Below are 13,056 nucleotides of genomic sequence, written 5' to 3'. Positions count from 1 at the left end.
GAACTCCGCTTCATTGCTCGAGGCTAATGATTCTTGAAAGATGCCCGCCAGCTCTGAACTGCATAGCAGGCAGTGCCGATCAGCAATGCTGCGAAAATCGCTGTCTGCCAGGTCAAGAATGATTGCGCGTTGAGGATCGAAACTAGGATGAGTGCCGCGATGAGCGTGCTGCCGGCTGTCCAAGCCCACGCCGCACGGCGTGCGCGATAGGACGCATTCGGTGTGAAGCTGGCCGCGTAACTGGCAGGAGTACCGAATTCCTCGTGCAGAGAGGCCTCGGCCTCGGCAGCGTAGGCGCGGGTTTCGTTCACGATCACGCGAATCCGCCGGTCACTGAGATCACCACGAAGCCGGAGATTCGCCTGAAGCTCACCCACCCATTCGTCTTGAGTTGCTACTGCTACTGGTGCGAGGTGCATAACGGTCTTTGGCTTGCGTTTCAGGACGACGCCGATTGCGTAGTGAAAGAGCACGTACAGCGGTGCCGGTGCCAGATACCAAAAAGTGCTTCCTGTCCCAGCCGAACCTTGCATAAGTACGGTGAGACCGCTGAGGGCGAGAGTGCCAACGATTAAAGTCACGGCGGTCCAGACCATCGCCATCAGGCGCGTAAATTTGCGCACCGCCAGATTCCAAACCTGCACTAGGCCTATGGTTGCTGCGGCCAAGAAGAAGGGAAGGGCGAACATCATCCAGCTCAAGCGCGTAGTCAACCCATCGTCGATCAGCGCAACAATGGTTACTGCTACGGCGAGCAAAGCCGCACTGAAGCAGACGGCTTGGGCGAACTGCGCGGTCGAGAGCATTTCGTGCCGGCCGTAGGCGGGGGTTCCGGACTGCTGCCAGCGCTCCTGCTGTTCCTTGGCCCAGACCTTTGGATCCCCAAACAGGTCTTCCGCCGGTTCCTGCGCATCTCTGAGTACCGGCAGAAGCTCGCTGAATGCTTCTTTCGCGGTGGAGAGCTTGACGCCGTCGATCATGAGCCGGCCTGCAACGGCTCGCAGCCATTTGACGTCGCTTTCCGCTCCGCGGGCCCCACGGAATTCTTCAATGAGCCCGGTGAGATCAAGCTCGGTGAGTGATTGAGGTGAATGCTGAGTCATGGCTTCTTTCCTTTGGGGTCCGAGTCGTTATCAGTATTTGGTATTGGCGCGCCTAGCGATTCGGCTAGAGCATGCCAGGCTCGGCGTTCTTCTTGGAGCCTTGTATACCCGTGCGGAGTCAGTGCATAGTTGCGTTTTCCGGGTCCACTCTGCCCTTGTTCCCATTGCGCGATCACGGCGCCATCGTTTTCCAAGCCGGTGAGCAGCGGGTAGAGGGATCCGCCTTTCGGGCGCCCGAAGCCAAGCTCGTCAACTGCTTGCGCGATTCCATACCCGTGCAATGGCCCGTACTCAAGACTGGCGAGAACAGCCGTTCCCAGGGCGGCGCGGGTCCACGTTGCTGGCCATCCCGGCTTCACCTCATCGTCGTTCATGTATCTAAGTATAACTTGTATCTAGATATTTGAACCACGAAGTTTGCGGCGGCTGTTGATCTGCCAATCCATGTGCTGGACTACGCTCAGATAGAACGGTTAGCGCGCTTTGCGAAAGGTCGATGTGGTCGTGACGAAGACTAGTGCTCCTTGGACGGCGGGACGCGATGCTCAGCTCCCGGAAGACACCGCACGATTGTTGTCAACCGTTCCCGAATGGTTTGGGCAGCCTGAATCCAACGAGGAGTACATCGATGCCGCGCGCACCAAAGAAACCTGGACGGTTCGGGACAACGCGGGGAAAGTCATCGGACTCACGCTGGTTGACCGGCACTTCCCGCACGTCGCGGAAATCCATCTGACAGTTGTCGATCGTGAATTCCACGGATCCGGCGTGGGTAGTGCGATGGTTGAGGCGCTCGAAGCCGAGGCGATCGACAGCGGGGTCAAGATGCTGGAAGTGAAGACGCTCGGAGCATCGCATCCGGACGAAGGATATCGACGCACGCGCCACTTTTATGAAAAGTGCGGTTTCCTTGCATTGGAAGAGACCAGGATGTGGGGCGAAGATACGCCTTGTCTGATTATGGTGAAGCCGCTGTGCCCGAACCTTGCGACTAGGCGTCGCGGCTGAACCGAATATTCTCGAGTCAGATCCGCACTGCACTGCAATCCGGGGTTCCCGGAAATTTAAGGACCGACTCGGCAAGCACGATGACAGTATTCCGGCCCGCAAGGCGTGGACCTCGACTGGGAGCTCAGCTCGCAGCTGCCCGCGGTCGTGACCCGTACCGAACTTCCTTTGAGCGAAAAGCACTTTTTACTAATTCATCATTCGGGACCTGCACCAGGCCGCAGACTTGGCGCGTAGCGCGGTCAACCCGCTCATGCTAGGTAATTGGGGTGAGCGGTACGGCGGTTGCAATCCGCTGGAGCATTTCAGTGGGCGCGATCTCCCTGGCCTTAATGGGAAATGCGTTTGCCTCGTTCGACGTGCGGCCCGCCAGCGGAGCCTGACTTGTTCATCGACCTGCTCGATGAGCGATATGGTGTGGATGCCCACTCGGTAAACTGACGCCATCAAGTCATGAAGCGCAGGATAAGGAGTCGCTGATGAGAAACTCGCCAGAAAACATCTTGCTGCGCTTGGCGGATGCCGAGGAGCAACAGATCCGCGAGGTGTTCGCGCGTCTTTCCGAGCGTGGGTTTCCGGCGCAACAGCAGACACCGCATATCACCATCACCTTTTCGCCTGCAATGGCCGATGAGGTCGCGCAAAGCGCTGCGCGGTTGCTTCCCGCGCTGATCCCGGCACGGCTGGAACGCGTGGGCACCGTTGTTTTTGGAACGAAGCGAAAGCAAACCGTCGCTTGGTTGCTTGAAACCTCCGAAGAGCTGGAATCCGCTGCACGCAAGATTAGCGCGCTGAACCCGGATGGTCGAGGAGCGAAGTGGACTCCGCATCTGACGATGGGCCTGCGGCTGCCACGAGAGGTCGTCCCGGACTATATTCGTGCGTTGGATGAGCTGACTCCACGACATTTGGAGCGGCTCACCGCTATTCGGGCGGCACTGTGGAAACCACTCAGCGGTGAGCTCACCGTACTTGCCGACGCGAGCAACTCTCACGAGACAAGAACCTGAGCGGGCTAGTCCGCTTCGGTTGCACAAGTACCTAGCGAACGAATCGGGCCCGCTGATAATCGAGTCCGGCCTTTCCCACGGGGTGGCCTGGCGTGCTGCGGTCCTAGCCCACGCTGTTGGGACCGTCCCGCATGGTAGATCCCGCGGTTGGCCAACGGATGGATCGGTCGATTGCCATCGGGCAACGGGCTAAGTTCGCGCAGTTGGCCCTAACGCTGGATGTCGCTTATGCCGGCGGGGTAGCCATGGGCGAAGTCCAGTATGCAGCGCAGCTGCAAGGTTTCTGGCCAGCGGGATTCCTGCACCGAGCCGCCGCGGATGGATATGTGCGACTCTCTGGGCAGTCGGCCTAGGAATTGAGCTGGGCCGCTGCGGCCTTGAGGTGTTCGTCGGCTCCGGTCTGAAATGCGAAGAGGCCATAGTCAACGGCGGTGATACTGAAAAGTTCGGCGCAGTGCTCCGCCAAAAGGTGACCAATCACCCCTCCTTGAGCTACGTACCGGGCAACGGTGGCATCGAACGCCTGCGGAGAAACGCTTGCCTGGTGGAAGACGAAATCCCGGGCCGGGTCGCCGATGGCTGCGGTGCCCCGCCCGTGGCTATTGAATGTTTCTGTTGGGATCGGATGACTTATTGCAAGCAGCTACACCGTACGGGAATAGCGGTATCCACAAAAATTGCGAGCACGCTCAATTCGAGACGAGCTCGGGGGCTTCAGCACAGGATCCAACGGGCCATTCAATTGCTACGGAGCACGGTGGCAATGGTGTAGCAACTTGAAAAGTCGCAAAGCTGTGGTTCCATCAAGTCCATTGTTCTCCGCGTTATTCAGGGCTCCGGATTCTCATCGACAGATAGGTCGTGAAGCCGGCACGCTTGGAAAACTTCACCGGGCGCGAGTGCGATTCACGGAATCCGAGCTTGCGGTATAGCGTCAACGCGGCGGTGTTCGTATTCTTGATATCGCGGAGCACGAATTCCTGGTATGGCAATCGCAGCAAATGCTTCATTAGAGCGGTTGCGACGCCCTGGCCTTGATGATGGGGCGCGGTGGTCACGAAGCCGATCTCGGCCAGATCAGGCCGTGCCCCGGCGTAGGCCCCGAGGAACTGGCTCCGAACGATAAAGTAGCTGATCGCTCCGTGCCAGTTTCCCAACGCACGCCGAAATTCACGTCCACTGGGCTTGAAGCACTCCTGATCTCCTTCCGTCAGGGTCGCAACCGCCGCCGGTTCCCCATCGACCAGTGCAACATAGAAGCGCTCTAGGATGATCATGTGTTCGAAGGCGTCCGCCAGAACCTGCGGGTCTTTCGAGAAGTACTCGAAGTCGTCGGCAAATCCGTGGATTAGCACCGCGGTGATGTCCCGGCGGAAGTTCTCGCCAAGCTCGTTGCCACGTTTGATCTCGATCATGGGTTTCCCTTTCCGGTAAGTAGACGAAGCACAACGTCTGCGCCTGAGTCGGTCAACGCGTCCTGGATGACCAGGCGCATGCTCGCTATACCCGATAGCATTGCGAAATAATAGGCGGTCAGCTGCTCCGGATCGCCTTCTGCGAATGCTCCGGAGGTTTGTCCCCGACGGATGAGCTCGGCGAAGGCTGCCCAGAGCGAGCCCTGATCGGCCGCGAGTCGTGCCGCCGTTCCTGCCGGGGTGTCGCTCAGGAATCCTTGGTTGATCACGAGATAGAACTCGGCTGCCTCTTGATCATCCGCAAGGTCGGAGAGAAAGTCATCTGTGAAGCGGCGCGCTAAGGCGAGCGGATCGCCGTCGCCCGAAAGAGTATCGGAGGCCGCTTCTAGGCCGGCCGCGGCTTGCTTGAGCAGGTCGTCGAAGAGGGCTTCCTTGCTCGCATAATGCCGGTAGATGGATCCGATGCTGAGCCCAGCTTCTTCCGCGATGTGCCGGATGCTCGACGCGGCGAATCCATGCCGTGCAAAAATGCGGATGGCGGCCCGCTCGATCGCCTGGCGCGTAGTCTCGCGCAAAGCCTGATTCTGTTCTGCTACACGCACGAACACCTCCATAGAATGAACTGATGTTCATTCTATGGATTTCAGACCTAGGGTGCAATGCTCAACCGTTTCGAAGGGCTGACCGTCGATGTTTTCGGCTCGGAGCAGTCGAGGGACTCTCCGCATGAGTGCGCCCCGCTAAAAGCATGATGAGCAGGGCGATAGCCGCCAGCACGGACGCGACCCAGATAGGCGCGAGCAGACCCACGCTGGTTGCAAGACCGTACCCACCAATTGCAGGACCGGCAGCGGCCCCGACGTTCAGCGCCGCCGTTGCGTACGAACCACCTATCGTCGGCGCTCTCGAAGCTGCATACAGCACACGCGTTATCAAGGTGCTGCCCACGCCGAACGACAAGACTCCCTGAATGAAAACCAAGATCATGAGGGCAAGTGGATGGGACGCGACCAAGGACAAAGCAATCCAGCCTGCAAGCAGCAGCGGCCCGCCAACGCCGAGCACAAGACCCGAATGCTGATCCGATAGCCGTCCTGCGACCGTGACGCCGAGGAACGATCCAATGCCGAACGTCACCAGGGCGACGGATATCCACCCGTCGGCCAGGCCCGCGCTTTCGGTCACGACCGGTGCCAGAAAGGTGAACGCGGTAAAAGTGCCGCCATTGACAAGGGCGCCGAGCGCCATGGCGAGGATAAGCCGCGGCTTGGCCAACTCGCCGAGTTCGACGCGCAGCCTCGGAGCACTCGAACCGGGCACCAACCGCCCGGTAACGGGCGTGAAACCGCGCAGGACGCCAAGGAGCGCTGGAACGCAAAGGAGGACGATTGCCCAGAAGGTCGCGCGCCAGCCCAGAGCACTGCCAAGCAGCGCCCCCGCTGGGACGCCCGCGATGGTTGCGAGCGTCGTTCCAGAGAGCAGGATCGACAGCGCGCGTCCCTTTTGATTCGCTGGCACGAGCGTGGTGGCAGCGCTTAACGCGACGGCGAGGAATCCGGCGTTGGCGAGGGCACTGAGCACGCGGGTGATGAGCAAGATCGAGAATTGGGGTGTCATAGCTCCGATGACGTGGCTTCCGGCAAAGAGTAAAAGACAGATCAGCAGCGTGAGCCGCGGTGGCCAGCGGCGGGCGAAAGCCGCCATAATTGGCGCGCCGAGGACCATGCCGATCGCGAAGGCAGAGGTCAGCAACCCGGCAGTGCCGAGGGGGACGTCAAGTTCGGTTGCGATAGCGGGCAGCAGACCCGCGAGCATGAATTCTGAGGTACCCATGACGAAAACCGCCAGGGCAAGAATGTAGAGAGCAAAAGGCATCGAGGACTCCGAGGTGAGAGATCAAAAAGGGGTTCCTTCTCGTCACCACGGCCAGTGGCCCGGATATGTCAGACGCGCGTGCGCACAGGCTACGGACGTCGTGCTTAGCGGTTCAGGGGACTGGCGGTGTGACCGGCAGTCCCTGACTTGTCTGACTCAGGACTCGACATGTCTGAAACTATACATGGGCAGTTGCGTTGCTTTTCGGAATTCCAGCCGGGCTATCCGGAGTTCTTGGCTGATCACTCAGCAACTGGAATTCGTAGACCACGTCGGTGAGTGTTGCGGCCCTCGTATCTCGCCGCAGAGTTGCGGGGCAGGTTCGCGTTGATCCCGGGGTAGATCCTTTGCATCGGCGTCTAGGTCTTTGACAATAGGCTCCCGGCCCACCGCTTTGAGATTGTGCCAGAATGATTTCATGATTCTGCCGACCCCGACATTGGACACCGAACGTCTCCGGCTACGTCCTTTCGCGGATGCCGACGCGGAAGACCTTTTCGCATTGCAAAGCAACGCTGAGGTGCTGTGCTATTGGGATTCCCCGCCGTGGACAGATCGTTCGTCGATCAAGAGATTCATGGAGGAGTGTCGGAAAATGGCGGAGGAAGGCAGCGGAGCCCGAGTGGCCATTGAACGCGCCGCGGATCAGGCATTCATCGGCTGGTGCACGCTTAATAGCTGGAATCCTGACTTTCGAAGTGCATCTCTGGGGTATTGCCTCAACGAGGCGGCTTGGGGCAACGGTTACGCGACGGAAGCTGCGGATGTCCTGCTGCGTTGGGCGTTCGGCGCGCTAGACCTCAACAGGGTTCAGTCCGAGGCTGATACGCGCAATGTTGCATCGGCTCGTGTGCTCGAAAAGCTGGGCTTCATCCTGGAGGGGACCTTGCGCGAGGACTGCATCGTCAATGGTGTGGTGTCCGATTCTTGGGTATACGGCTTGTTGAAAAGAGATTGGGCTGGCTGACTTGCGCTAAGCAGATAGTCGATGCTGGTAGCCGAGTTAAGGCACTGGATCTCAGATGTAACGTTTGGCGTCATTGACACAATGCGTTTCATTGCTCGGCTGGGTTTATATAATCGTCCCGCTCAAACCGGTCTGGCACCGGTTTCCGATCTCGAGCCGCAGTCATTGTCGGCGCCGGATGGCGTTCACCCCAGTGGGGAGTTCGCCCGCGACGAGAATAGCCATTGGTAGTTCAGTGCAGCAGCAGTCACTTCTTGGGGAAGCGGCCCTGCCAAATCGCTACTAACGCTAATCGGACTCTAGCTGCCGCTGGATCTGGCGTCCGGTGAAGAATCCCACGATCGGTTGCAACGCGAAGCCGAGAACCGCGAGCACGATCCACAGGGACAGATTCGCCTCCGAAGGCGGAGACATGAACATGCCGGAACCGAGCCAGATGCAGAGTCCGGCTATGGCAAAGAGGTACACAAAGCCGCAAAGTTTACGCACCATATTGCCGGCCGTCAGCCCCAGGAAAGCGAACGACGACCAGAAGAACGCAGCGACGGTAAATAGTGCCGACAGCCCAAAAGCCAATGGGTCTGAGAGATACCAAGCGGCAACGCTAGTGCCAGAGATGTTCTGGTCAACGGCAATTGGCCAACTGATCATGAAGACCAGCATGAGGATGATCGCAACCAGCGTGGAGAGCAATAACAGTTGGGGCAGGGACTTGGCAGGTAAGCCTGAATCCGTGCGCTTGAAGTCGATGTTCAGGATGGTCCAGAGCATTGCGCAGATGGCGACGGTACTGCCGGACCATGCGCCATCTCGTTGGATTTCATTGGTGCTGTTTGTGGTCAGCATCCCGGTCGCCGATAGCAGTACCAAGACGGTTCCCAATACTGCGACGAAGATCGCTTTGTAGAACATCGTACGCAGAACCGAAGTCCAGCTCGGCGGCTTAGTCGAAGCGCCATCGGAGCTCTCTGAATTTCGCTCAACTGTCTTTGGTGTGCGTCGATTAAGGAAACCCATGTTTCTATTCTGCCCTAGAGGGGTGCACTCCGAGGCTGGCTGTTCTAAGAGACGGGCTTAAGGAAACGTAAAACCCAAGCGAAGCCAGGGGAGTAATTACAGCGTCTTGTGCTGTCCTTTGGCGACGTTTCGCATGATGCGCAGGTAGCCGAAACCGACAAAAAGGTGAAGCAGGGCACCGGCGGCCAGGATGTAGATTCCCGGGGTGAAGAGCGCCGAAAGCTGGTCAATGCGTCCAAGGGCAACGCAGGCCAAGCCCAGCATCATGATCGCAGTTCTGATCTTTCCAAGCCATGTTGAATCCGGCGGGGAAGACAGGCGCAAGAAGAAGTAGGTGCACAGCAAGATCAGATCGGTGATGAAGATGGCCAAGCCGATCCACAACGGTACCGAGCCGTTGAGGACGAATGCGACCGCGATGGCTACGATTCCGAGGCGATCGGCGATGGGATCGAGCAAGACTCCCAGCCGTGAAATCTGGTTGAACCTGCGTGCGATGAAACCGTCGATCCAATCGCTCAGGCCGAATGCCAGCAGCAGGATGGCAGTGACTACCGGTCGAGTGTCTGTTATCAGGTAGCCGCAGATGGGCAGGACCAGCAGGAAGCGGAGCACCGTAATGGCGTTGGGGATCGTAGCCCACTCATGTTTACGTGCCGATTGCATAGACACCGCTTTCTCCTTTTCTCCTACGTTGAACGATTGCTTACTGTGGAGAAAATTACAAGAGCTCGGCAAGCTCCGCACGGTTTAAAATCCTCTGGTGGGTTCCCCTCCTAGAGCGCAGATACTGTCACTGGTACGCTGAGCCTTGTTCAGCGACTCCGAAGGAGAACCCACATGTCTGATGTCACCCAGCTTGCTCAGCAGCTCACCGATCTACACGAATCTGGCCGTATTCTGGTCCTTCCCACCGTTTGGGATACCTGGAGCGCAAATGTCGCGGTCAGCGCAGGATTTGAAGGTCTCAGCATCGGAAGCCACCCCGTAGCGGATGCCACGGGAAGTGCCGATGGCGAAAAGATGGACTTCAAAGAGTACTTGCGCCACTGCCAGGTAATTATGGATTCGGTCAGCATCCCCGTCAGCGTAGATGTTGAATCCGGCTACGGACTCGAACCAGCAGAACTTATCGGACGGCTCCTCGATGTAGGCGCCGCCGGTGCGAACATCGAAGATGTTGTGCACTCCGAAGGCAAGCGCGTGCGCGAGAGCCAAGAGCATGCAGACTATATTGCCGCCGCGCGGCAGAGCGCCGATGAAGCGGGTGTCTCCTTCGTCATCAACGGGCGTACCGACGCCCTGAAGTTCGGCAGCGATGTTTTCGCGGATCCCGTAGAAGAAGCGATCACGCGGGTGAAACTCATGGAACAAGCCGGCGCCCGGTCCGTATACCCGGTGGGGCTCAGCAATGCTGAACAGGTCCGGCGCTTTGTCGATGCCGTGCAGATCCCGGTCAACGTCACCGCCCATCCGGTCAAAGCCCACGCAGCAGGGAACCTTGCGGAGCTCGGCTCGCTCGGGGTGCGCCGCGTGACTTTCGGCCCGCTATGGCAAATGTGGTTGGCAGAGCTCTCCGCAACGGAACTCGCCAAATGGGTCAAGTAGCCGGTCGCGGAAACTAATTTGCGTTGGCGTGCAGTCCTCGATCGGGACGGATAGCTTCCCGATCGAGGATGCACGTCCTCTGTGTCATCAGTTCCGAAAATTCGAGGCTCAGCTCCAAGGACTAGGCCAGGGTGCCGGCCGCGTAGGCTGCCTGCCCGACATGTTGGATTGCATCGTCGAGGATGGAGATCAACCGGACTCCGCGCGTCACCGGAGGTTCCCAAGAACGATCAACGATGTCATCGAGCTCAGCTTCGCTCAGGGTTCCTGCGTACGTGCTCAGCGCGGAGAGCGTTGCCTCGAGGTAATCCAGCAGCAGCTGCTGATCGTCAACAATGATGAGGTGGGCTTGCTCGGCGCTATGCCCGTAGCCGAGGTCCATCCCGATTTCCCCGAGATCAAATCGCTCGCTGAACTCTTCCCAGAGCTGGTGCTGGCCGTTGAGCTGGGCCAGCTGCACATCGATTTCCCGGGCGCTATGCCACAGCAGCCATGCAATTGAATTTGGGTGACCCGCAGGGTGCGCATTGAGCTGTTCTGCGCTCAGCGCTGGAAGGTTTTGGGCGGCAGATAGCGGCAGCGAAGCGAGCCGGATGAGAATCTCTTTGGAGTCCATATCTCACATTGTGCCCCGCTCACCGCGTTATGTCAGCAGGGCCACCACGAACCAGCCACGGGGCACACGCCCCGCACCCGTCGTGCGAATAGGTTAGTCAGCGCGCAGCCTGGGCTCGGCCAAGAGCTCAAAGTGCACGGTGTCCGTGGGAACACCATTGATTTGCAGTGCGATCCCATGGATCCCCGGATAGTACCGGCGGGTGGTGATCGCCCGGAACGAATGCGAACGGTCGATATCCATGACTTCGCCCGGTGCCAAGGTGCGCGTGGCGAGTTTGAAGACCTTGGCGCTGGTGGTCCCGTTGGCCTTGAGATGGTGGACGAGGTAATCGATGGCCAGCGGCGTCGGTTCGGTGCCGGTATTGCGGATGGCCGCGGTGAAATTCACGCTTCCACCGAATGGCACCTGCCGCTGAGCCACCTGCGGTCCGTCGATCTCCACCGTCGGGGGACCGAAGCCGAGTACCGCCAAGGCCTCGGGATCCCCGCGCTTGATCAAGGTGCGCAGCGCGTGCTTCACCAGCGGCAGCGTGGTTACTTCCGGAGCCTGCAGCCAGCGCCGAGCGGTCTGGGTGACCAGCTGCGGTGCGTCGCGGCTCAGGTCGTTCAGGTGGTTCGCGACGGAACGGCGCACATACTGGCTTTCATCGCGGTACAGGGCATCAAGAATTGGAATGGTGCAGCCGGGGGTGGCGATGATCTGCGGAACGCGCACCGCCCATGGCAGGTAGGAGCGGGTGCCTTCGCTGGCCAGCCTGCGAACGTGTTCGTCGGTGGATCGGGTCCATTCTTCGGCGATGGACAGGGCGTTGTCCAGATCGTGCTTGAGTAGCAGCCGAATGGCAAATTCCGAGGTCAACCTCGGGGTGAGCGAAGCCAGCAGCGTCATGGCGTCGTTGAATGCCGCGGCGGTATTCTCCTGCACCGCCCGGGTTGCCAACGCGCTGGTCACCGGCCAGATCATCCAGCCGGTGAAGGCTGCGGATTGCTCGCTGGCTCCTCGAATGACCGTGGCCAGCTGGGAGTAGTCCTCGGGGAATTCAGCCAGGAGGGCGTCGCGCAAGGCATCGGCGCGTTCGCGCAGGCTCAGCGGTGCCAGCGCGGCACTGGCTGCCGGCAGGAATTGCAATGGGTGCTCGGGGACGACGGCCTGGATCTCGTGGACGAGCTGCTCGGCGACGTCGGTACCGATGAGTTGATCAGCGAAAGGCATAGTGCCATTGTTTACCGCATCGCCGGGATCTGTGAATTCCGCGGGCGGAGATCCAGCAGAGTTCGCTGGGATGGATGCCCAAAAAGCCTGCGAGGGCCACCCGGATGGGAGGCCCTCGCGGGAAGCTTCAAGGAGCCAACCGGGGGTTAGCTTTGGGGGAGGATCTGGAAGCTGACGGCGCCTTGTTCGTCTACGGCGGCGTCGAGCACCTTGTCGTCGAGCTCATCGGTGATCAGCTCGTCGAGGTAGACAGGGCTGCCTTCGCCGCGAACTACCACGTCGGCTGGTTCCGGTGCGGGAACGATCTGCACCGCGAAGGCTGCTTCGTTCGGCGCTCCGGCACCTTCGGACTGATGGATTCGGAGTCCGGCATCGGCTGCCTCGGACTGGTTGGTGACGATCGCGGTAACGATCGTGTCTGCCTGGTCGGTCAGTGTGAGCACGAGGCTCTCCTTCCGGTTGCGGACATGCCAAGATCAGGGCACGTGGGTGCCACCATTCCAAAAACAAGGACGAATCTCAACCTCGCTTAACACCGGCGAAATACGCATACGCATGACCGGGGCTCTCTAGTACCCTCCTCCTTGAAAAGGCCGCGCAGGCTCCTAGCCGAATGCGAGATAGGGAGCGGACTTAGCAGGCTCGCGCACCGTGAAGCGCAGTTTCAGGCCGCTCTGGTTGATCAGTCGCAGCTGATGCGCGTAGGGCTCGCTGACGACGTAGACGGTGTCGCTCAGCTGCCATTGTTCGCTGAACCATTGGCGCAGTGCACCCAAAAGCCTTTCATCGAGTCCGGAGCCCAGCCGCGATTCACGAACCCAGAAATAGATGACAGCTTGCAGGTCAGCCCATTTCCCGGGGCCCACGGCGCTCACCGTGGATTTCGCTAAGAACGCGGCGCCGGGCGGGTAGACGTACACGCAGCCCAGGCATTCGGTTTCGGCGGGATCGAGCATCGTGTAGGTGTAGGCCCGGCGTTCGTGATGATAGCGCTCATGATCGATGAGGTCTTGGCGGTTTTCCTCCACGGTGAAGTCATCGGCCGGCCATGAATCCTGCTCCCAGAGCCGTAAGGACTCACGGGTTTCCATCACCGCCGCATAATCCAAGGCGGCATCGTCGGCGGTGAGCGGGCGCAGCAGGAATTCCTTGTTGCGCAACTCGACGGGAATTGGTGCGTTCGGATCGGTGATCAGCACGGGCGGCTCCTGACGACGTTTCG

The 13,056-nt window shown here is 59.5% G+C and carries 17 protein-coding genes; 5 read left to right on the top strand and 12 right to left on the bottom strand.

Annotation, left to right across the window (positions count from 1 at the left end; all coding sequences use genetic code 11):
- Nucleotides 1–23 precede the first annotated feature (23 nt).
- Nucleotides 24–1,103: a hypothetical protein gene (locus LG294_RS12050; protein WP_404286031.1), complete on the bottom strand. Its 1,080-nt coding sequence runs from the start codon at nucleotides 1,101–1,103 to the stop codon at nucleotides 24–26.
- Complete coding sequence (locus LG294_RS12045) at nucleotides 1,100–1,477, bottom strand: PadR family transcriptional regulator (RefSeq protein WP_404286029.1); 378 nt, start codon at nucleotides 1,475–1,477, stop codon at nucleotides 1,100–1,102. Before LG294_RS12045 ends, LG294_RS12050 begins: the two co-directional genes overlap by 4 nt.
- Nucleotides 1,478–1,607: 130 nt before the next feature.
- Here LG294_RS12045 and LG294_RS12040 point away from each other — a divergent pair, with 130 nt between their 5' ends.
- From LG294_RS12040 to LG294_RS12030, 3 genes are all read left to right on the top strand, one after another.
- A complete protein-coding gene (locus LG294_RS12040) occupies nucleotides 1,608–2,111 on the top strand; it encodes a GNAT family N-acetyltransferase (protein WP_404286027.1) in 504 nt (167 codons plus the stop codon).
- A 479-nt stretch (nucleotides 2,112–2,590) separates the two neighbouring features.
- A complete protein-coding gene (locus tag LG294_RS12035) occupies nucleotides 2,591–3,121 on the top strand; it encodes a 2'-5' RNA ligase family protein (RefSeq protein WP_404286025.1) in 531 nt (176 codons plus the stop codon).
- A 131-nt stretch (nucleotides 3,122–3,252) separates the two neighbouring features.
- Nucleotides 3,253–3,474 (top strand): hypothetical protein, encoded by a 222-nt coding sequence (locus tag LG294_RS12030; RefSeq protein ID WP_404286023.1) that lies wholly within the window; start codon nucleotides 3,253–3,255, stop codon nucleotides 3,472–3,474.
- On the opposite strand, the gene LG294_RS12025 is transcribed toward LG294_RS12030, so the two are convergent.
- From LG294_RS12025 to LG294_RS12010, 4 genes are all read right to left on the bottom strand, one after another.
- Nucleotides 3,471–3,602, bottom strand: a complete 132-nt coding sequence (locus LG294_RS12025) for a hypothetical protein (RefSeq protein ID WP_404286022.1) — start codon at nucleotides 3,600–3,602, stop codon at nucleotides 3,471–3,473. The genes LG294_RS12030 and LG294_RS12025 overlap by 4 nt on opposite strands.
- A gap of 343 nt (nucleotides 3,603–3,945) precedes the next feature.
- A complete protein-coding gene (locus LG294_RS12020; protein ID WP_404286020.1) occupies nucleotides 3,946–4,536 on the bottom strand; it encodes a GNAT family N-acetyltransferase in 591 nt (196 codons plus the stop codon).
- Nucleotides 4,533–5,138, bottom strand: coding sequence for a TetR/AcrR family transcriptional regulator (locus LG294_RS12015; RefSeq protein ID WP_404286018.1), 606 nt, complete (start codon nucleotides 5,136–5,138; stop codon nucleotides 4,533–4,535). The genes LG294_RS12020 and LG294_RS12015 overlap by 4 nt, the downstream gene beginning before the upstream one ends.
- A 61-nt stretch (nucleotides 5,139–5,199) precedes the next feature.
- Complete coding sequence (locus LG294_RS12010; protein WP_404286016.1) at nucleotides 5,200–6,411, bottom strand: Cmx/CmrA family chloramphenicol efflux MFS transporter; 1,212 nt, start codon at nucleotides 6,409–6,411, stop codon at nucleotides 5,200–5,202.
- A gap of 418 nt (nucleotides 6,412–6,829) precedes the next feature.
- On the opposite strand from LG294_RS12010, the gene LG294_RS12005 reads away from it, so the two are divergent.
- Nucleotides 6,830–7,378, top strand: coding sequence for a GNAT family N-acetyltransferase (locus LG294_RS12005; RefSeq protein WP_404286014.1), 549 nt, complete (start codon nucleotides 6,830–6,832; stop codon nucleotides 7,376–7,378).
- 288 nt (nucleotides 7,379–7,666) lie between these two features.
- On the opposite strand, the gene LG294_RS12000 is transcribed toward LG294_RS12005, so the two are convergent.
- A complete protein-coding gene (locus tag LG294_RS12000) occupies nucleotides 7,667–8,395 on the bottom strand; it encodes a hypothetical protein (RefSeq protein ID WP_404286012.1) in 729 nt (242 codons plus the stop codon).
- Between the two features lie 96 nt (nucleotides 8,396–8,491).
- Nucleotides 8,492–9,061, bottom strand: a complete 570-nt coding sequence (locus tag LG294_RS11995) for a CDP-alcohol phosphatidyltransferase family protein (protein ID WP_404291744.1) — start codon at nucleotides 9,059–9,061, stop codon at nucleotides 8,492–8,494.
- A 174-nt stretch (nucleotides 9,062–9,235) separates the two neighbouring features.
- On the opposite strand from LG294_RS11995, the gene LG294_RS11990 reads away from it, so the two are divergent.
- On the top strand, nucleotides 9,236–10,003 hold the full coding sequence (locus tag LG294_RS11990; RefSeq protein ID WP_404286010.1) for an isocitrate lyase/phosphoenolpyruvate mutase family protein: 768 nt from the start codon (nucleotides 9,236–9,238) through the stop codon (nucleotides 10,001–10,003).
- Between the two features lie 121 nt (nucleotides 10,004–10,124).
- Here LG294_RS11990 and LG294_RS11985 read toward each other — a convergent pair whose 3' ends face one another.
- The 4 genes from LG294_RS11985 to LG294_RS11970 form a co-directional block, all read right to left on the bottom strand.
- Nucleotides 10,125–10,619, bottom strand: coding sequence for a DinB family protein (locus LG294_RS11985; RefSeq protein WP_404286008.1), 495 nt, complete (start codon nucleotides 10,617–10,619; stop codon nucleotides 10,125–10,127).
- A gap of 93 nt (nucleotides 10,620–10,712) precedes the next feature.
- Complete coding sequence (locus tag LG294_RS11980) at nucleotides 10,713–11,834, bottom strand: DNA alkylation repair protein (protein ID WP_404286006.1); 1,122 nt, start codon at nucleotides 11,832–11,834, stop codon at nucleotides 10,713–10,715.
- 146 nt (nucleotides 11,835–11,980) lie between these two features.
- On the bottom strand, nucleotides 11,981–12,277 hold the full coding sequence (locus LG294_RS11975) for a Fe-S cluster assembly protein HesB (RefSeq protein WP_404286004.1): 297 nt from the start codon (nucleotides 12,275–12,277) through the stop codon (nucleotides 11,981–11,983).
- A 162-nt stretch (nucleotides 12,278–12,439) separates the two neighbouring features.
- Nucleotides 12,440–13,033 (bottom strand): N-acetyltransferase, encoded by a 594-nt coding sequence (locus LG294_RS11970; RefSeq protein ID WP_404286002.1) that lies wholly within the window; start codon nucleotides 13,031–13,033, stop codon nucleotides 12,440–12,442.
- Nucleotides 13,034–13,056 lie beyond the last annotated feature (23 nt).

The sequence above is a fragment of the Glutamicibacter arilaitensis genome (genome assembly GCF_044793945.1).
Classification (GTDB): Bacteria; Actinomycetota; Actinomycetes; order Actinomycetales; family Micrococcaceae; genus Glutamicibacter; species Glutamicibacter arilaitensis_B.
This window is presented reverse-complemented; position numbering and strand designations above follow the sequence as displayed.

What these genes read in the sequence shown, in the direction of transcription:
- LG294_RS12050 (WP_404286031.1), bottom strand. Translation starts at nt 1,103, where the DNA reads ATGACTCAGCATTCACCTCAATCACTCACCGAGCTTGATCTCACCGGG.
- LG294_RS12035 (WP_404286025.1), top strand. Translation starts at nt 2,591, where the DNA reads ATGAGAAACTCGCCAGAAAACATCTTGCTGCGCTTGGCGGATGCCGAG.
- LG294_RS12010 (WP_404286016.1), bottom strand. Translation starts at nt 6,411, where the DNA reads ATGCCTTTTGCTCTCTACATTCTTGCCCTGGCGGTTTTCGTCATGGGT.
- LG294_RS12030 (WP_404286023.1), top strand. Translation starts at nt 3,253, where the DNA reads ATGGTAGATCCCGCGGTTGGCCAACGGATGGATCGGTCGATTGCCATC.
- LG294_RS12005 (WP_404286014.1), top strand. Translation starts at nt 6,830, where the DNA reads ATGATTCTGCCGACCCCGACATTGGACACCGAACGTCTCCGGCTACGT.
- LG294_RS12000 (WP_404286012.1), bottom strand. Translation starts at nt 8,395, where the DNA reads ATGGGTTTCCTTAATCGACGCACACCAAAGACAGTTGAGCGAAATTCA.
- LG294_RS12045 (WP_404286029.1), bottom strand. Translation starts at nt 1,477, where the DNA reads ATGAACGACGATGAGGTGAAGCCGGGATGGCCAGCAACGTGGACCCGC.
- LG294_RS11990 (WP_404286010.1), top strand. Translation starts at nt 9,236, where the DNA reads ATGTCTGATGTCACCCAGCTTGCTCAGCAGCTCACCGATCTACACGAA.
- LG294_RS12020 (WP_404286020.1), bottom strand. Translation starts at nt 4,536, where the DNA reads ATGATCGAGATCAAACGTGGCAACGAGCTTGGCGAGAACTTCCGCCGG.
- LG294_RS11985 (WP_404286008.1), bottom strand. Translation starts at nt 10,619, where the DNA reads ATGGACTCCAAAGAGATTCTCATCCGGCTCGCTTCGCTGCCGCTATCT.
- LG294_RS11995 (WP_404291744.1), bottom strand. Translation starts at nt 9,061, where the DNA reads ATGCAATCGGCACGTAAACATGAGTGGGCTACGATCCCCAACGCCATT.
- LG294_RS11980 (WP_404286006.1), bottom strand. Translation starts at nt 11,834, where the DNA reads ATGCCTTTCGCTGATCAACTCATCGGTACCGACGTCGCCGAGCAGCTC.